The organism is Streptomyces sp. WAC06614 (genome assembly GCF_003949795.1).
Taxonomy (GTDB): domain Bacteria; phylum Actinomycetota; class Actinomycetes; order Streptomycetales; family Streptomycetaceae; genus Streptomyces.
Genome location: NZ_RPRY01000152.1, coordinates 1 through 16,895 on the forward strand (window position 1 = coordinate 1; position 16,895 = coordinate 16,895).

22 protein-coding genes are annotated in these 16,895 nt (G+C 73.8%); 14 read left to right on the forward strand and 8 right to left on the reverse strand.

The window, feature by feature from the left end; genetic code table 11:
- Positions 1–4 precede the first annotated feature (4 nt).
- On the reverse strand, positions 5–670 hold the full coding sequence (locus EF918_RS20615) for an STAS domain-containing protein (protein ID WP_125648590.1): 666 nt from the start codon (positions 668–670) through the stop codon (positions 5–7).
- 287 nt (positions 671–957) lie between these two features.
- On the opposite strand from EF918_RS20615, the gene EF918_RS20620 reads away from it, so the two are divergent.
- Genes EF918_RS20620 through EF918_RS20630 form a run of 3 tightly spaced genes read left to right on the forward strand, consistent with a single transcriptional unit; the run spans position 958 to position 2,887 of the window.
- A complete protein-coding gene (locus EF918_RS20620) occupies positions 958–1,374 on the forward strand; it encodes an ATP-binding protein (protein ID WP_125648593.1) in 417 nt (138 codons plus the stop codon).
- A gap of 35 nt (positions 1,375–1,409) precedes the next feature.
- Positions 1,410–1,895, forward strand: coding sequence for a DUF6098 family protein (locus EF918_RS20625; protein ID WP_125648596.1), 486 nt, complete (start codon positions 1,410–1,412; stop codon positions 1,893–1,895).
- Positions 1,883–2,887 carry a glutathione S-transferase family protein gene (locus EF918_RS20630; RefSeq protein ID WP_125648598.1) on the forward strand — a complete coding sequence of 335 codons (1,005 nt, stop codon included), beginning with the start codon at positions 1,883–1,885 and terminating at the stop codon, positions 2,885–2,887. Before EF918_RS20625 ends, EF918_RS20630 begins: the two co-directional genes overlap by 13 nt.
- 40 nt (positions 2,888–2,927) lie before the next feature.
- Here EF918_RS20630 and EF918_RS20635 read toward each other — a convergent pair whose 3' ends face one another.
- Together EF918_RS20635 and EF918_RS37100 are read right to left on the reverse strand one after the other, a co-directional pair.
- A complete protein-coding gene (locus tag EF918_RS20635; protein WP_125648601.1) occupies positions 2,928–4,055 on the reverse strand; it encodes an SRPBCC family protein in 1,128 nt (375 codons plus the stop codon).
- A gap of 7 nt (positions 4,056–4,062) precedes the next feature.
- Positions 4,063–5,262, reverse strand: a complete 1,200-nt coding sequence (locus tag EF918_RS37100; RefSeq protein WP_260610429.1) for a histone protein — start codon at positions 5,260–5,262, stop codon at positions 4,063–4,065.
- Between the two features lie 158 nt (positions 5,263–5,420).
- Here EF918_RS37100 and EF918_RS20645 point away from each other — a divergent pair, with 158 nt between their 5' ends.
- From EF918_RS20645 to EF918_RS20680, 8 genes are all read left to right on the forward strand, one after another.
- Entirely contained in the window at positions 5,421–5,723 is a 303-nt protein-coding gene (locus EF918_RS20645; RefSeq protein ID WP_125648608.1) for a gas vesicle protein, read from the forward strand.
- Between the two features lie 27 nt (positions 5,724–5,750).
- On the forward strand, positions 5,751–6,248 hold the full coding sequence (gvpJ, locus tag EF918_RS20650; protein ID WP_125648611.1) for a gas vesicle protein GvpJ: 498 nt from the start codon (positions 5,751–5,753) through the stop codon (positions 6,246–6,248).
- A 3-nt stretch (positions 6,249–6,251) separates the two neighbouring features.
- On the forward strand, positions 6,252–6,971 hold the full coding sequence (locus tag EF918_RS20655; RefSeq protein ID WP_125648613.1) for a GvpL/GvpF family gas vesicle protein: 720 nt from the start codon (positions 6,252–6,254) through the stop codon (positions 6,969–6,971).
- 29 nt (positions 6,972–7,000) lie between these two features.
- A complete protein-coding gene (locus EF918_RS20660) occupies positions 7,001–7,249 on the forward strand; it encodes a gas vesicle protein GvpG (RefSeq protein ID WP_125648617.1) in 249 nt (82 codons plus the stop codon).
- 103 nt (positions 7,250–7,352) lie between these two features.
- Positions 7,353–7,733 carry a gas vesicle protein gene (locus tag EF918_RS20665; protein ID WP_221889730.1) on the forward strand — a complete coding sequence of 127 codons (381 nt, stop codon included), beginning with the start codon at positions 7,353–7,355 and terminating at the stop codon, positions 7,731–7,733.
- Positions 7,730–8,611 carry a GvpL/GvpF family gas vesicle protein gene (locus EF918_RS20670; RefSeq protein ID WP_125648620.1) on the forward strand — a complete coding sequence of 294 codons (882 nt, stop codon included), beginning with the start codon at positions 7,730–7,732 and terminating at the stop codon, positions 8,609–8,611. Before EF918_RS20665 ends, EF918_RS20670 begins: the two co-directional genes overlap by 4 nt.
- Positions 8,608–8,865, forward strand: a complete 258-nt coding sequence (locus EF918_RS20675) for a gas vesicle protein (RefSeq protein ID WP_125648623.1) — start codon at positions 8,608–8,610, stop codon at positions 8,863–8,865. Before EF918_RS20670 ends, EF918_RS20675 begins: the two co-directional genes overlap by 4 nt.
- Before the next feature lie 34 nt (positions 8,866–8,899).
- The gene (locus tag EF918_RS20680; protein ID WP_260610431.1) at positions 8,900–9,202 is read left to right on the forward strand and encodes a gas vesicle protein K; all 303 of its coding nucleotides are present in this window, start codon (positions 8,900–8,902) and stop codon (positions 9,200–9,202) included.
- A 48-nt stretch (positions 9,203–9,250) separates the two neighbouring features.
- On the opposite strand, the gene EF918_RS20685 is transcribed toward EF918_RS20680, so the two are convergent.
- From EF918_RS20685 to EF918_RS20700, 4 genes are all read right to left on the reverse strand, one after another.
- Positions 9,251–11,473, reverse strand: coding sequence for a catalase (locus EF918_RS20685; protein ID WP_125648626.1), 2,223 nt, complete (start codon positions 11,471–11,473; stop codon positions 9,251–9,253).
- Between the two features lie 43 nt (positions 11,474–11,516).
- Complete coding sequence (locus EF918_RS20690) at positions 11,517–12,929, reverse strand: M20/M25/M40 family metallo-hydrolase (RefSeq protein WP_125648629.1); 1,413 nt, start codon at positions 12,927–12,929, stop codon at positions 11,517–11,519.
- A 231-nt stretch (positions 12,930–13,160) separates the two neighbouring features.
- Entirely contained in the window at positions 13,161–13,436 is a 276-nt protein-coding gene (locus EF918_RS20695) for an isoamylase early set domain-containing protein (protein ID WP_125648632.1), read from the reverse strand.
- Between the two features lie 213 nt (positions 13,437–13,649).
- Positions 13,650–14,615 (reverse strand): TIGR03557 family F420-dependent LLM class oxidoreductase, encoded by a 966-nt coding sequence (locus tag EF918_RS20700; protein WP_125648636.1) that lies wholly within the window; start codon positions 14,613–14,615, stop codon positions 13,650–13,652.
- Positions 14,616–14,731: 116 nt separating this feature from the next.
- Between EF918_RS20700 and EF918_RS20705 the strand changes: the two genes are divergently transcribed.
- Positions 14,732–14,962: a DUF6480 family protein gene (locus EF918_RS20705; RefSeq protein WP_125648640.1), complete on the forward strand. Its 231-nt coding sequence runs from the start codon at positions 14,732–14,734 to the stop codon at positions 14,960–14,962.
- 161 nt (positions 14,963–15,123) lie between these two features.
- On the opposite strand, the gene EF918_RS37105 is transcribed toward EF918_RS20705, so the two are convergent.
- Positions 15,124–15,291, reverse strand: a complete 168-nt coding sequence (locus EF918_RS37105) for a hypothetical protein (RefSeq protein ID WP_185921836.1) — start codon at positions 15,289–15,291, stop codon at positions 15,124–15,126.
- Positions 15,292–15,558: 267 nt separating this feature from the next.
- Between EF918_RS37105 and EF918_RS20710 the strand changes: the two genes are divergently transcribed.
- Together EF918_RS20710 and EF918_RS20715 are read left to right on the forward strand one after the other, a co-directional pair.
- The gene (locus EF918_RS20710) at positions 15,559–16,035 is read left to right on the forward strand and encodes a hypothetical protein (protein WP_125648643.1); all 477 of its coding nucleotides are present in this window, start codon (positions 15,559–15,561) and stop codon (positions 16,033–16,035) included.
- Positions 16,032–16,859, forward strand: a complete 828-nt coding sequence (locus EF918_RS20715; protein WP_125648645.1) for an SDR family oxidoreductase — start codon at positions 16,032–16,034, stop codon at positions 16,857–16,859. Before EF918_RS20710 ends, EF918_RS20715 begins: the two co-directional genes overlap by 4 nt.
- Positions 16,860–16,895 lie beyond the last annotated feature (36 nt).

A 16,895-nucleotide genomic window follows, 5' to 3' on the forward strand; every position in this document is an offset into this window, starting at 1 on the left:
GGACTCAGGCGCCGGGGCGGGGCGGGCAGGGCCAGGGGCGGACGAGAGCGGGACGCGGCGCGGTCATGGCCGGCGAACGGTGCCGTACGGAGCGCAGGCCGGCCCGGTGCAGGGCCGCGGTGACCGCGTCGTGGAGGAGCCGGTCCCCGGGGCGGCGGCCGTCGTTCGCGGCGAACCGCGCGGACGGCCAGGTGACGGTCGCGGCGCTCCCGTCGAGGCGGACGCGCAGGCAGCCGTCCGACCCGGGCGACCACACGCCCGCCGCCAGCGCCCGGCGGATGGCCTCCGTGACGGGCCGGCGCCCTCCCGGGCGGCCCGCCCCCAGCCGCACCGCGCAGTCCGTGGCCCGGACCAGCCGGTGCACGGGCCCGGAGAGGGCGGTGACGGACAGGGTGCGTCCCATGGTCCCGGCCGCCTCGCGGAGGTCGAGCAGCAGGTGCAGCCCGGCGATGTCGCAGAAGGTCACCTGGGACAGGTCCAGGTCCAGGCCGCGGGCGGAGGACCGCAGCGCGGTCAGCAGGCCGGGCCGCAGCGAGTCCACGGCGGCCTCGGTGATCTCGCCCACGACCACGGCCGTCACACGGTCGGGGGTCAGTCCTTCGACGATCATCAGGAGCTGGGCGGACGGCCGGTCGGCGAAGGCGTCGTGGGGCGACGGTACGACGGTCAAACGAGGCCTCACCTCCGCGGCGCCGGGGACATCACTTCATCCTCCCGGGCGGTGCGGAGAACCGCAGCTCCGTGAACGAAGAGTTGTCGCGTTCCGTCCGCGGAACGAACCCGCTGGCCGCAGGAGCAGCGTCCACGGCCGTTTCCGGGGATCGCCGGGCGTTTTGGACCCGGGGACGAGGACAGACGCGGACTGCGACGGGGCACGTGAAGCGGCCGGCCACGACGGGCGGGACGGGTGGGGGGTCCCCGAGCACCTCATCACGCGGTACGGCGGAAGGAACGGGTATGGAACCGCGAGCCGTCGGCGGTCTGACGTGCGAGCAGGCCCGGGGAGCCACCCGGGCCGTGCTGGCCGCCCACGGTGTCACGGGGACGGACGCCGACGACGCCCTGCTGGTGGTGACCGAACTGGTCGCCAACGCCCGCCGGCACGCGGGCGGGGTCACCGGCTTCCACGTCAGCTGCCACCCTCCCCGCGCGGTCATCGAGGTCGCCGACGCCAGCCCGGCCGATCCCGTCGACCGGCCCACCCCGCCGAGCGTCCCCGGACGCTTCGGCTGGGTCATGATCAACCAGCTGACGGAGCACGTGAACGTGGACAGCGGGCCCGACGGGAAGACCATCAGCGTGGTGGTCGTCGCGCGCACCGCAGAGCAGGCCGCAGCCCGGCCCGGCGGGGCCACCGGGGACGGCCGGCGGTGACGCGTACGGCGTCGGACACGGGGTAGCCGCCGCACATGAGCCGTTCGCGCCCGGAGCAGGACGTACCGGAGATGGCGACCATCAGGTCGCTCGACGAGCTGGTGGGCGTGCTCGCCTCCACCGCGGGCCTGTACGTGCGCTGGTCGTCGGGCCCGGGCGTCGACCTGCCCGAACCCTCCAGCCGCGACGACCTGACCGGTGCCCCGCTGCCCGGGCTGTCGGCCAATCCCTTGGACACCGAGCCGTGGTGGGGTACCCGGTCCCTACGGACCTGGGCGGCCCGCCGCCTGTACGACTACGCGCACCTGCCGCACGTCAAGGACCGGCGGGTGCGCCCGTGGCTCCTGCGCGGCACCGAGGTGGGCCGCGGGCCGGACAACGAGCCCCTGGTCCACGAGGTGGAACCGCTCGGCTGGATCGACGTCGGCGTGATCGCCGAGGCCGATGCCGAGGTACGCCGGCAGGAGGGCCGGTGGGGACCGCTGGACCGGTACGGAGGACGGCAGACATGGCCTACGTGACGCACGGCAAGGCGTACGACCGCGACAGCCGGTACCTCACCACACGGATCACCGCCGACGGGCGCGAGGGCTTCCCGGTGGAGCCCGGCCGCTACCGGCTGGTCGTCAGCCGGGCCTGTCCGTGGGCGAGCAGGGCGGTGATCGTCCGGCGGCTGCTGGGGCTGGAGGAGGCGCTGCCGATGGCCGTCGCCGGGCCGGTCCACGACGAACGCAGCTGGACCTTCGACCTCGACCCGGGCGGCCGGGACCCGGTGCTCGGCATCGAGCGGCTGCAGGAGGCCTACCTGGCGCGGGACCCCGGCTACGACCGCGGTATCACGGTGCCGGCCGTGGTGGACGTGCCGACCGGCAAGGTGGTGACCAACGACTTCGCCCGGATCACCCTCGACATGTCACTGGAGTGGCGCGCCCACCACCGCCCCGGCGCCCCCGACCTGTACCCGTCGGCGCTGCGACCGGAGATCGACGCGGTGAACGAGACGGTCTACCGGGACGTCAACAACGGCGTCTACCGGGCCGGCTTCGCCGGCTCCCAGGAGGCCTACACCGACGCGTACGAGCGGCTGTTCGACCGGCTCGACCAGCTGTCGGACCGGCTCGCCGGGACCCGTTACCTGGTGGGTGACACGCTGACCGAGGCGGACGTACGGCTGTTCACCACGCTCGTCCGCTTCGACGCCGTCTACCACGGCCACTTCAAGTGCAACCGGAACAAGCTGAGCGAGATGCCGGTGCTGTGGGCGTACGCCCGGGACCTGTTCCAGACCCCCGGTTTCGGGGACACCGTCCACTTCGGCCACATCAAACAGCACTACTACCTGGTGCACTCCGACATCAACCCCACCGGCATCGTCCCGTCCGGGCCCGACCTGTCGGGCTGGCCGGCCCCCCACGGCCGGGAGGCCCTGGGGGGACGGCCGTTCGGCGAGGGGACCCCGCCCGGGCCGGTGCCGCCCGGGGAGCGGGTGCCGGCGCCACCCGCCCCGTCGTGACGGCCGCCGCTGGGGCGAGGCGTCATCGGCTCGTGGGGCGTCATCGGCTGCGGGCGTGGGTGCGGCTGCGGCTGCGGGTCCTGGAGCTTCCGGAGCGGGAGCGGCGTCCGGAGGGCCGGTCCTCGTCCTCCTCGTCCTCCTCGTCCTCGTCCTCTTCGTCCTGGTCCTCTTCCTCGTCCGCGTCGGCGTCCTCGTCCTCGTACTCCTCGTCCGCGTCCTCGTAGTCCGCGTCGTCCTCCTGGTCCGCGGCTTCGTCCGCGTCCTGGTCCTCCTCCGCCGGCGCTTCCTCGCCCTCCTCGTCCTCGTACTCGTCCGTCTCCTCGTCCGGCTCCTCGTCCGAGGACTCCTCCTCGACCGCCTCCTCGTGGGAGCGGACCACTTCGCCGTCGCGGATCTCGCCGCGCCAGCCGTCGGGCTCCTCGTCCGTGAGGGTCACATGGCGGGCGAAGTGCTTGAGGTCCAGGCGCAGCCGACGGCCCTGGGCCCGCCAGAGGTTGCCCGTCCGCTCGAACAGGCCGGAGGGGTAGTACTCGACGACGACGAGGACGCGGGTCAGGGAGGGGGCGAGTTCGTGGAAGGTGACGCACCCGCGCGTCGAGCCCTTGGCGCCTTCGGAGGTCCACACGATCCGCTCGTCGGGGACCTGCTCCTGCACGGTGGCCTTCCAACTACGCGTCGACGGGCCGACCTTGACCTTCCAGTCGGTGGTGGTGTCGTCCCCCTGGGAGACGCTGCGCACCCCCTTGGCGAAGCTGCTGAACTCCTCGTAGCGCGTCCAGTGGTCGTAGACGGTGCGCAGGGGCACGCCGATGTCCACCGATTCGAAGATGTGGGTGGACTTGGTGCCGCCCTTGCGTCCCTTGCCGCCGCCGGCCGAACCGCCGACCAGTTCCTTCGCCTTGTCCTTGATGCCGCTGAAGGCGTTGCCGGCGACGGCCTTGAGCGGCGAGTCGCCCTTCAGGAGGCGGCCGCCGATGTCGGCGAGGGAGCCGCCGTTCTCGGCGACGTCGGAGAGCTGGTCCGTGAAGTCGCCGAGCTTGTCGGACGCCTTGTCGGCCAGCTGGTCCGCCTGGGCCGAGAGGTAGCCGCCGAGTTCTTCGAGCAACTGGTCCACGGGGGACCCGGACCGGTCCTTCTTGGCCGAACGGTCTCGTTGTGTGGTGGCCATGGTGCTGCTACCTCCGCGTCGACGACGTGCGCGCCGTGGTCTTCTTCGCCGACGACGCGGTCTTCTTGGCGCCGCCGCCCCGGGCCGAACGGCTCGCCGTGCTCTTCTTCGGCGGGGAGGTCCGCTTCGCCGCCGTCTTCTTGGCCGGGGGCTTGGCGGACGCGGACTTCTTCGCCGCCGCCGTCCGCCCCGAGGCGGTCTTCCTCGCCGAGGAGGAGCTGCCGGCCGAGGCCGACGCGCGGGCCGGCGCGGACGTGCGGGCCGACGCCGTCTTCTTGGCCGGGGCGGACTTCGTGGACGCCGACTTCGTGGCCGACGCCGACTTCGTGGCCGGGGCGGACTTCCTGCTCGTGGTGGACTTCGAGGCGGGCTTCGTCCCCGAAGCCGGCTTCTTGGCCGCGGCCGACTTCGTGCCCGACGTGGACTTCGTAGCGGTGCCGGAGCGGCTGCTGCTCGTGGCCTTGCGGGCCGAGGAGCTCTTCGCAGCCGTGCCGCCCGCCTTCCCGGCCGAGGGCGCCGCCTTCTTCCGCGGGGCGGCCGTCTTCTTCGCCGGCGGGCTGCTGCGGGCCGCGGGCTTCCTGGCCGGCGGTGCGCGGCGGGTCCTGCGAGGAGGCTCCTCGGGCTCCTCCTGGTCCTCCTCCGCCTCCCGCGGCTCTTCGTCCTCCTCCGCTTCCTCGGGCTCCTCGGGCTCTTCGACCTCCTCGGGCTCCTCCTGATCCTCGTCCTCCTCGCCCTCGGCCTCCTCCTCGTCCTCGTACGGCTCCTCGTCCTGCTCGTCCTCGTACGGTTCCTCGTCCTCGTAGGGCTCGTCCTCGTAGGCCTCGTCCTCGTCCTCGTACTCCCCCTCGTCCGCGTCCTGGTCCTCGTCCCGGTCGTCCTCCGGCTCCTCGCGTGCCTGCGTCAGCTCCAGGGTGCGCTGGTGGAGGGTGTCGGCCAGGTTCCGCAGCTGGTGGTCGGCCGCCGCGGAGAGGGCCTTGCGGCCCGCTTCGAGGGCCTCGCCACGGACCTGGTCGCCCAGCTCGGCGACCTGAGGCATCTCGCCGAGCTTCTGCAGCCCAGCGGTCAGCAGCTGGCCCGGCTGGAGCCCGAATCTGCGGCCGGCGAGGTACGTCGCCAGGGACAGGGCCATGCGGCCCTTCTTGGTCCGGCCCAGGAGGTAGCCGCCCGCGACGGCGGCCGCCAGGGCGATCTTGCTCGTGTCCTGCATCAGCCTGGTCCCTTCGAACGGCACTGGTATCTACAGGGGCTGCTCAGCCTGACGAAGGTTATGCGGCATATGCCCAGAAAGTTTCTGTTTGAAGGTGTCGTCCCTGCGTCTGCTGGGGAGACGCAGAGGTCCATGGAGATCTGGTTCGAGGGGAGCAGATGACCGCATCGGAACCGGCCCGGCGCCGGAGCCGTCCGGCTCCGGGGCCGGCGGACGCCCTGCGGGCCGCCGCCCAGCAGCTCTCGGAGCTGCTCGGCCGGCGCCCCGAGTCGGTCTCGTCCCTGAAGCCCACCGAGGACGGCTGGGAGGCGGTGGTGGAAGTGGTGGAGCTCGAACGCATCCCGGACACCACCAGTGTCATGGGCAGCTACCGGGTCGCCCTGGACCACCGGGGCGGGCTGATCTCCTACGAACGGACCCGGAGGTACAGCCGGGGAATGATCGACCGGCCGGGCGGCTGAGCCGTACCGGCCCGGAAGGGACACGCCATGACCATGGTGCCGCAAGGAGCGGGCCCGGGCCTCAGCCGCACGGGCGGAGGCAACACGAGCAGCCTGTACGACGTCCTGGAACTGATCCTCGACCGGGGGCTGGTCATCGACGTGTTCGTCCGTGTCTCCGTCGTCGGGATCGAGCTGATCAAGATCGACGCGCGGATCGTGGTGGCCAGTGTCGACACCTACCTCCGCTTCGCGGAGGCGTGCAACCGCCTCGACCTGGAAGCGGGCCGCAACGCCCCGGCACAGCTGCCGGACGTGGCCGAGAAGATCATCGAGGGCGGCAGCCGGGGCAAGTCCAAGGGCGCCCTGGGCGGCGCGATGGACGCGGTGACGCAGGCACTGGGCGGCGGCAAGGGCCGCGACGAGGAGGAACCGGAGGAGGCCGACGAGGTCGAGGACGACGAGGAGGAGCGCGAGGAGGAGGAAGTGGAACCTCCCCGACGGCGCAGGCCCGCCCGGCGTCCGGTGCGGCGCGAGAGGAAGTGACCCATGGCCGTCTACGTCTACGCCATCACGGCCCGCGACCACCCGTGCCGGCTCGACGGGGCCACCGGGGTCGGCGCGCGCGCCGCCCCGGTACGGGTGCTGTCGACACCGCAGCTGCGGGCCGTCGTCAGCGACATCGACGAGCAGATCCGCCCCAAGCGGCGCGACGTGACCGCCCACCAGGAGGTCCAGAACCGCCTGATGGCCGACGGGACCGCCCTGCCCCTGCAGTTCGGCTACACGGCGCCGGACGACGACACCGTCCTCCAGGTCCTCACGGAGCGGGAGGCGGAGTACCGGACCGCGCTGGACCGCGTACAGGGGTGTGCGGAGTACAACGTGAAGGCCGCCCGCGACGAGGAGAGCATCCTGCGCGACGTCCTGGCCGACACCCCGCAGGCGCGCAGGCTGAACGACGAGATCCGCGCAGGCTCGCAGGACCCTCGACTGCCCTTGGAACTGGGTCGGTTGGTCGCCGACGAGGTCCAGGTGCGGCGCGCGGACGCGGCCGCCCGCCTGGTGCAGGAGCTGGCGCCGCTGGCCCGGGAGCATTCCGTCCACCAGCCGGTCGGGGAGACGGACTTCCTCAACCTGTCGCTCCTGGTGGCCCGGGAGGACGAGGAGGCCCTGCGCACGGCCCACGCCCGGCTCTCCCGTGACGACGGGTCCGGGGTCGAGCTGCGGCTGACCGGGCCGCTGCCCCCGTACAGCTTCGTGCCGTAGGCGGGACCGGAACGAGAGGAGCGTGTGCGATGGGGCTGCTGCAGAAGCTGATCGGACTGCCGCTGCTGCCGGTCCAGGGCGTGCTCTGGGTCGCCCAGCGGGTGGCGGACAAGGCCACCGCCGAGTACTACGACCCGGCCCCCGTATGGGCGGAACTGGCCGCGCTGGAACGCCGTTTCGACGCCGGCGAGATCGACCGCGAGACCTTCGAGCGCGAGGAGGACCGGCTGATCGACCGGCTGACGGAGATCGAACGGTTCCGCGCCCAGGGACCGTGACCGGCCGGGCGGCCCGGCGGCCGGTCCGGCGGGCCGGGCCAGGACGAGGAGGCGAACGTTCGTGACGGATCCCCTGGAGCGCAGGTTCGGTACGGGTCCCGCCATGGCGGGCTACCCGTCGAGCTCCTCGGCCAGTCTGGCGGACATCCTCGAACGCGTGCTGGACAAGGGCATCGTGATCGCCGGGGACATCCGCATCAACCTGCTCGACATCGAGCTCCTCACGATCAAGCTCCGGATCCTCATCGCTTCCGTGGACAAGGCCAAGGAGATGGGGATCGACTGGTGGGAGCACGACGCGTCGCTGTCCTCCGGGGCCGCGCGCCGCGAGGACCACGAGCTGGCCGCCGAGAACGAGCGACTGCGGGCCGAGCTGGCGCAACTGCGCCGCGAAGGCATCGCCGACGCGGCACCGGTGGCCGATCTGCCCGGCCGTGAGCAGCGGCAGCGGACGGCCCGGCGGGAGCGGAGGGACGAGCGATGACCCCCGCCCCGACCGGCCCCGAGGGCCCGACGCTCGTCTACGTCTACGCCGTCACGGGCACGCCCCCGGGCCCCCCACCGGACGACCTGGTGGCCGGCCTCGTCGGCGTCGCGGGCCGGCCGGTCGCGCTCCTGGCCGCTCCGGGCGCCGGGCCCGTCGCGTTCGTCGTCAGCGACGTCCCCCGCTCGGGGTGGACGCAGGAGGCGCTCCGGTCGCACTTCGAGGACCTGCGCTGGGTCGAGGCCACGGCACGCGCCCACCACCAGGTGATCGACTCCCTGGCCGCCCGCGCCACCGTCCTGCCGCTGCGCCTGGCGACCCTGTACGAGGACCGGGCCCGGGCGCTCCAGGCCCTGGCCGCCCGGGGCGAGGAGTTCGCCGCCCGGCTGGAACGGCTGCGCGGGTACACGGAGTTCGGCGTCAAGGTCTACGTGAGCCGGGTGCCCGAACCGGCGGCCGAACCGGCGCAGGGGCCCGCGCCCGGGCCGGCCGGCACCACGGCCGGCGCTCCCCCGGTGAGCCCGGGCAAGGCGTACCTGCGGGCGCGACGCGCACAGCACCACGCCCACGAGGACCGCTACCGCCACGCGCAGCTCGCCGCGGAGCGGATCGCCGCGGTGGCCGGCCGCTACGCGGCCGAGCAGGTACGGCACCCGGTGCAGCGCGGCCCGCTCGCCGCCGCGGCGGACGGGGAGAACGTGCTCAACGACGCCTTCCTGGTGGCCGCCGCCGAGGCCGGTGCCTTCCGTACCGAGGTGGTGGCCGCCGCCGAGGACCTGCCGGGCATCCGCGTCGAGGTGACCGGGCCGTGGGCCCCGTACTCGTTCGCCGCCGCACCGGCCTCCCCCGGCCCGACCCTCGCGACGGACGGGCCATGAGCACCGCCGACCGGGATCCGGCCCTGCCCGGGCGGCAGGTCGCCCTCGTGGACCTCCTCGACCGGCTGCTGGCGGGCGGCGTGGTGATCACCGGGGACCTGGTCCTGTCCATCGCCGACATCGATCTCGTACGGATCTCGCTGCGCGCCCTCGTCAGCTCGGTCAGCACGGCCGGGGCCCCGTGGCCGGAGGCCCGGCAGGCGCAGGGACCGGCGGTCACGGTCCGGGAAGGGCGGGCACCCCGTGACCGGTGACACCCCCGGCGACCGTCCCGGCCGGCCCCCCGACCTGCGGGCCGTCGGTGACGCGATGGCCGACACCCTGCGGGTGCGGACCGGTCCGGACACGGTCCAGGAGGATCTGGTCAAGCTGGTCCTGACCGTCGTCGAACTGCTGCGGCAGCTCATCGAACGCCAGGCGTTGCGGCGTGTGGAGACCGGGGACCTCACGGAGGCCCAGGAGGAGGAGCTGGGGGCCACGCTGCTCGCCCTGCACGACCGCATGACCGAGCTGTGCGCCCAGCACGGGCTCACCCTGGCCGACCTGAACCTGGACCTCGGCCCCCTGGGCCCGCTGCTGCCGCCCCCGTGACCGCGTACGGCGCCACGGCCGCCGGGGGCGGCGGCCGGCCGGTCGGGCTCAGCCGGCCGGGGCGGGGAAGCGGTCCCAGACCCGGTGCTGTTCCAGCGCCCCGGCGAGCGCGTCGAGGACGGCCGGGCCCGAGTCGCCGATGATGATCCCGGGGCCGTCGGCCGCGATCCCGGCGGCTGCCAGGGCCTGTTCGCCGCCGTTCCAGCCGGCGATGGCCTTGCCGTGCCGGTAGGCCTCGGTGAGCAGCAGCACCAGGCGCGGGTCGAGGTCCGCCGTCGTGGGCAGGCCCGCCTCGGCGTCGCGCGCGCCCACGGCGTCGGCCGCGGGGCGGGGGGCGCCGGTGAGGACGACGGCGTCGTACTCCACCGACCGTGCGGTGGCGAACGTCCGCTGGACGGCGACCGGTTCGCCGTGGCCGTCCCCGTCGAGCGCGGCTCCGGTCGGGGCGATCACGAGCGGGAGCAGGCCCTGGGCGAGGGCGGCCTGCTGCACCGCACGGACGTCGCCGGGGTCCCCGGCCGGGTCGGCGACGATGCCGACGACCCGGCCGTCGACCGGCCAGGTCCGTCCCATCTGGGACAGCGCCGGGCTGGGCGTGACCTCGGCGGGCGGGACGGTGGGTTCGGGGGCGGGCAGGCCGAGGGCGGCCGCCACCTGGGCGCACAGGTCGGTGTCGATGTTCGCGAGGACGCCCAGCATCCGTTCCCGGACGACCGGTTCGTAGCACTTGCCCAGTTCGAAGGAGTACGCGGCGACGATGTGCTCCTGCTCGGGCGGGCTCATGCTCCGCCAGAACAGGCGGGGTTGGCTGAAGTGGTCGGAGAACGAGGCGGCCGCCTCACGGCTCTTGGGCGCGGCGGCCACCTGCACCGGCGCCTCGATGTAGGCGGCCGATCCGGCGTCCGCGAGGAACGGGCATCCGCCGTCGAGGCTGTTGGGCCGGTACGGGGCCACGCCGGTGTGCACGGCGGTCTGGTGCATGCCGTCGCGCAGCATGTCGTTGACCGGGGCGTGCGGCCGGTTGATCGGGATCTGGGCGAAGTTGGGTCCGCCGAGGCGGGAGATCTGGGTGTCCAGGTACGAGAACAGCCGGCCGGCGAGGAGCGGGTCGTCGGTGACGTCGATGCCCGGGACCAGGTGGCCGGGGTGGAAGGCCACCTGTTCGGTCTCGGCGAAGAAGTTCTTGGTGTTGGCGGTCAGCGTGAGGAGCCCGACCGGCTGCACGGGGGTCAGTTCCTCGGGCACGATCTTCGTGGGGTCGAGGAGGTCGATCCCCTCGAAGGTCTGCTCGGGGGTGTCGGGGAACACCTGGACGCCCAGCTCCCACGAGGGGAAGGCGCCGGACTCGATGGCGTCGAAGAGGTCGCGGCGGTGGAAGTCGGGATCCGTCCCCGCGATCATCTGCGCCTCCTCCCAGGTCAGGGAGTGCACGCCGAGCCGGGGCTTCCAGTGGAACTTGCACAGGGCCGTCTCCCCCGCCGCGTTGACCAGGCGGAAGGTGTGGACCCCGAAGCCCTCCATCATCCGGTAGGAGCGCGGGATGCCCCGGTCGGACATGTTCCACAGGGTGTGGTGCGTGGCCTCGGTGTGCAGGGAGACGAAGTCCCAGAAGGTGTCGTGCGCGCTCTGGGCCTGCGGGATCTCGCGGTCGGGGTGCGGTTTGGCGGCGTGCACGATGTCGGGGAACTTGATCGCGTCCTGGATGAAGAACACCGGGATGTTGTTGCCGACCAGGTCGAAGGTGCCTTCCTCGGTGTAGAACTTCGTGGCGAAGCCCCGGGTGTCGCGTACGGTGTCGGCGGAGCCGCGCGAGCCCAGCACCGTGGAGAACCGCACGAAGACGGGCGTCTCCACGTCCGCGCCGAGGAAGGCCGCCTTGCAGACCTCCCCCGCGGTGCCGTAGCCGCGGAAGACGCCGTGCGCGGCCGCGCCGCGGGCGTGGACCACGCGTTCCGGGATCCGTTCGTGGTCGAAGTGCGTGATCTTCTCGCGCAGGTGGTGGTCCTGGAGCAGGACCGGCCCCCTGGGGCCCGCCTTCAGCGAGTGGTCGGTCTCGTACAGGCGGGTGCCCTGGGCGTTCGTCAGGTACGCGCCGCTCTGTGCCTCACGCGCCTGTTCCGCTCCGGTGGGCTGGCCGGTGGGGCTGACCGTCTCCGGGCCTTCCTGGTCGGGTTTGGGCGGCAGGGGTGTGTGCGGCCGGGTCGGCTCGTCCGGTCCGGGGGGCACGGCGGCCGGCCTGCCGGGGGTCTCGGGCTCGTGGTGGTCGGACATGACGTTCTCCAAGGTTTTGGGGACGCGGATTCCGTCGGCGCGCCTACCCCGGGCGGCGCCGGGCGAACGGGGTGGCCGCCAGTTCCTCCAGGAACCGGGACAGCGCCCGGACCCCCAGCCCCAGGGCGTCGGTCTCGGCGCGCTCGTCGGGGCCGTGCCAGCGGTCCGAGGGCAGGCCCGTGCCGAAGAAGAGCACGGGGGCGGAGCAGGCCCGGGCGAGCTGGGCGGCGGGCGCGGCCCCGCCGTTGCCCACGAAGCCGGGCCGGGCGCCGTAGGCGTGGCCGACGGCGCGGACGAGGGCCCCGAGGGCGGGGTGGTCCTCGGGTGTCCGGTACGGGTCGGAGATGGTCGGGGAGATGTCCAGCCGGTACGAGAAACCGGGCCGGCGGCGGGCGTCGAGCCAGGCCCGCAGCTGCTCGGCGACCTGGTCGGCGCGCTGCTCGGGCACCAGCCGGAAGAGCAGGTCGGCGGCCGCCTCGGCCGGGATGAGGCCGAGGGCCGGCATGCCGGTGGGGCCCGCGGTGAGCCGGGCGACCTCGGCGGACGGGCGGGTCCACAGCCGTTCGGGAACGGTGAACCCGGCCTCGCCGGCGGCCCCGAAGGTGCCGGTGTCGGCCAGCCAGGTCCCCGGGTCGAAGGCGAGGCCGTCCAGCGAGGCGCGCAGGCCGGGGGCGGGGGCGGCGACCGGCTCGTAGAACCGCGGCAGGGTGATCCGGCCGTGCCGGTCGTGCAGGTCGCCGACGAGGCGGCACAGTTCGACCGCGGGATTGGCGGCGGCGCCCGAGACCGCTCCGCTGTGCAGGTCGCGGTGCGCGCCGCGGACGGTGAGGGTGGCGGTGACGGACCCGCGGACCGCCGTACAGACCGCGGCCCGGTCCAGCGACCAGAGCATGGTGTCGGAGATCATGACCACGTCGGCGGAGAGGGCCCGGGAGTGCTCGGCCAGCAGGTCGGCCAGGTGCCGTGAGCCGGTCTCCTCCTCCCCCTCGATCAGGTACTTCACCGTGACCCCGGGGGCGCCCCGCCGGGCGCGCAGGGCCCACAGGTGGCACAGGATCTGCCCCTTGGCGTCGGAGGCCCCGCGGCCGTAGAGCCGGCCGTCGACCCGGCTCGCGGCGAACGGCGAGGTCAGCTGCCAGCCGTCGGGGTCCGCCGCGTGCACGTCGTGGTGGCTGTAGACCAGCAGGACGGGCGCGTCGGGATCGGCGGCCGGCCAGCAGCCGTGGACCGCGGGCAGCCCGTCCGTCTCCCAGATCTCGGCCAGGGGGAAACCGGTGCGGCGCATGCGGTCGACGAGCCAGCGGGCGGAGCGCCGGACGTCCGCGGTCCGTTCGGGGTCGGCGGAGACGGACGGGAGCGCCACCCATTCCATGAGGGCGTCCAGCAGCGCGTCCGGGGCCGGGGACCCGCGGTGCGGTGCGCCGGTGTCCCGGGCGTCGGTGTCCCGAGCGGTCATGAGGGGCGGCTGCCCGCGGGGCGCCGCTTCACACCGCGGCCGCGGGGAGAACGTGGCCGGACCGGAGGGCCGGAAGGGCCACCACGGGAGGGGCGGCCGGGGCCCGGCCCGCCGGCCGTTCACGTCGTCGGATCGCTCAGGTCGTCACGTCACTCGGGTCGTCACGTCACTCGGGTCGTCAGGTCACCCGGGCCGTCAGGTCACCCGGGTCGTCCAGGTCGCTCAGGCCGTTCAGGTCGTCAGACGGCTGTTGGGTCCCTCGCGGCCGTCGGCGTCGTGCTCGTCGAACCAGTGGCCGTCCGTGCCGAGGTAGCGGAACTGGTGGACCCGGGCGGGCTCCAGGGCCACCGTCACCGCCCGGGTGCCGTCGGGCCGGGGGGTCAGCGGGTGGACCCCGGGGGTCCAGTCGTTGAAGTCGCCGACCACGCTGACCTCGCCGGAGGGCTCCTCCGCCGGCAGGACGAAGGTCACCTCCGTACGGTTCTTGCGAATGCTGCGCTGGAGCACGAGCGTTCCTCCTCGTGAGGCTGGGTGGACCTCAGGTGTACCGCGCTCCGGCCCGCGCCCCGTGCACCGCCGGTCCCGGCCGGGGGGCGCGCTGCCTTCGCTCCGTGGACGGTGCCCCACCGGCCGCCGTGCCGCCCGGCGGCCCGGGCCGCGCACCGTCCGCGGAACGAAGCCCGCGACGTTTCACCCGTGCGGCGGCGCGCGGCTGGGGCCTCAGCGGGCGGCTCCGCCCAGGGCGGGGAGGACCTTGGTGCGGTAGTTCTCGAAGAACGCCTCCTGGTCGGGCCCGATCTGGCCGATGTAGACCTCGTCGAAGCCCGCGTCCACGTAGGCGCGGACCGCTTCGACGTGGGCCTCCGGGTCGTCGCCGCAGGTCGTGTTCTGCGCCACCTGTTCGCGGGTGACGAGTTCGCACGCCTGCTCGAAATGGGCCGGGGTGGGCAGGATCTGGGCGAGTTCGCCGGGCAGCAGCTGGTTGGGCCAGAGCCGGTGGACGGTGTCGACGGCCCGGTCGCGGTCCTCGTCCCAGCAGACCTTCAGCCCTCCGACGACGGGTTTGCCGGCCCCGCCGGCGTCCCGGAACGTGTCGACCAGCTCCTGGCCGGGCCCCATGAGGACGAAGCCGTCACCGATCCGTCCGGCGAGTTCGGCCGCGTTCGGGCCGAAGCCCGAGACGTACACCGGCGGCGGCTCGTCCGGCACCGTGTACAGGCGGGCGTTCTCCACCGTGTAGTGGTGGCCCCGGTGGCTGACGAGCTCACCGGTGAAGAGCCGGCGCATGACCTCGACGGCCTCCTCCAGCATGGCGGCCCGGTCGGCGAACGGCGGCCAGCGGTCGCCGTGGACGTGTTCGTTGAGGGCCTCACCCGTGCCGACACCGAAGCGGAAGCGGCCGTCCAGCAGCACGCTGGAGGTGGCGGCGGCCTGGGCGGTGACCGCGGGGTGGAGACGGACCGTGGGGCAGGTGACCAGGGTGGTGACGGGCAGGTCGACGGTCTGCGACAGCGCACCGATCATCGACCAGACCAGGGGGCTGTTGCCCTGGGCGTCGTTCCAGGGGTGGAAGTGGTCGGAGATGGCCAGCCGGGTGAACCCCGCCTGCTCGGCCCGGCGGGCCTGGTCGAGCAGCTGCGCCGGGGTGAACTCCTCGCACGCCAGGAAGTAGCCGAACGAAGTCATCGACAGCTCCTTTCGCGGTCTCGGTGGCGGTGCCCCGCGTCTGCCCCGCTCCGCCACCCGGCACACGCGGGTACCGTCCCGGGCATGCTCGCCCGGATTGTGGGGACACGCCGGACATGAGTACCAACACTCCGGATCCTGATCCCCGCAACACCCCTGGTCTGGAGCCCGGCGGCTCGGTGCCCCCGGGCGAGACCCCGCCCGGCGAGGCCAGTACCACGTCCGGCGCCGGACCCTACCGACCGCTGGAGCGGGGCTGGGGCAAGGGGCCGCTCGTGGCCATCGTGGCCCTGGCCGTCCTGGTGGCCCTGTTCTTCCTCGCCTACGGCATCATGCTCGCCCTGTAGGACCCCTGGAGGACCCGGGGGGTCCGAGCATCCCGACCCGCAGCGCCGTCCGCCGGGCAGCGGAAAGCGGGTGGCGCCGTACGGTGTACCGCGCCACCCGCCGTGCGGGCGGGGCTGCCGGCCCGATGTGCAGTCCCGCCCGGCCTCGGGGGACCTGAGGTTCAGTCGTCCCCGCGGACGAGGTTGACCTCGTGACCGGCCGCCTCCTCGCGGGGCTCGGCCGGCTCCAGACAGCAGTCCTGGCGGAGCCTGGCCGGGCGGCACGTCCTGACCCGTTCCTCGGGCGCGATGCTCCGGCTGATCGGCTGGGTGTCCACCTGGCTCTTCACGGCCGACACCTCCCTTGGTCTCAACTGCGGGTGCTGCACCCGCCTCTACCCGGCCCGCACCGAGGCATGCCAGCCGTGCCGAAACCTCGCACCGTTCGCTCCATCTCCGGTGCACCGCAGGCGAGTTGGTGGCGAGCGGGTGCCCGTGCGAGGCCTGGGCATGGAAGGCGGCGGTCCGGGAAGGGGTGTCGGCGAAGGACGTCGGCCCCTCCGCACCCGCGGGCGAGGACGGCGTCACTCGGCGCGTGAGGTCAGGCGGTGCCTGTCATGGAGCAACAGCTGACGGCCCAGCTCTCCTTCGACTGCCTTCTGGAACCGGAGGAACTGCTGGAGATCGCATACGAGGTCGGCCGCGACTACGCCCGCTGGCGGACCCGGCTGGCGGAGCCGGACGGCGAAGGAAGCTGGACCCGGCTGTTCCGGGCGGGCCGGCTCGGCGTCTGGGCCATCGGCTGGCACCGGATGCCCCCGGGCACCGGCTACCTGGACCACGAGCAGGTCCGCGGCGCGGTCTACGTCGCCCGCGGGGCCATCACCCACGAGCGGGCCCGCCTCGGCAGTCCCCCGCACGTGGTGGAGGTGTGCGCGGGCAGGGGATTCTGCTTCGACGAGACCTTCTACCACCGCATCCACGCGGTCCGCGACGCCGGTCCGACGGTCACCGTGCACGTCTTCGCGACGGCGTTCCCGCCCACGTCCGTGCCCGAGGACGTGGGACCGGCGCTCCGCCTGGGCCTGCCGTGACGGCTCCGGCGCCCGGCGGACCGCGTCCCTTCGATCCGCGCGCCGCCGTCGTCACCGGCGCCGATTCCGGGATCGGCCGGGCGATCGCGGTGGCCCTCGCCCGCGACGCGCGGATGGACGTCGGCATCACCTGGCACTCCGACGAGGCCGGCGCCCGGCAGACCGCGCGCGAGGTCGTCCGGCAGGGGCGGCGCGCCGCCGTCGCCCGGATGGACCTGGCGCAACTCCCGTACGCCGCGCGGGTGGTGGACGTCCTCGCCACCGAACTCGGGGGTCTGGACGTGCTGGTCAACTGCGCCGGTACCGGAGTCGCTGCGCCCTTCCTGGACCTGGACCTGGACACGGTGCGCCGGGTCCTGGACGTGGACCTCCTCGGCCCGCTGCTCTGCGCCCAGCGGGCCGCCCGCTGGATGATCGCGCAGGGGCACGGTGGCCGCATCGTCAACATCACCTCGGTGCACGAGCACCAGCCGCGCGTGGGCACGGCCCCGTACTGCGCCGCCAAGGGCGGACTGGGGCTGCTCACCCAGGTGATGGCCCTCGAACTCGCCGAGCACGCCGTCACGGTGAACTCCGTGGCCCCGGGGGAGATCGCCACCCCCATGACCGGCCAGGAGGACGTCGACGTCACGACCGTCAGCCGCCCCGGGATCCCGTTGGGGCGCCCGGGGGACGCCCGGGAGGTGGCGGCGGTCGTCGCCTTCCTCGCCGGGCCCGGGTCCGGCTATGTGACGGGAGCCTCGTGGGCCGTGGACGGCGGCATGCTCCGCATGGGCCCCATGGCGGGCTCGCACCTCGCCGGCGGAGCCTGGCGCAGGCCCTGAGCCCGCCCCTTCCCCCGCCGCCCCGCCCTTCCGTTC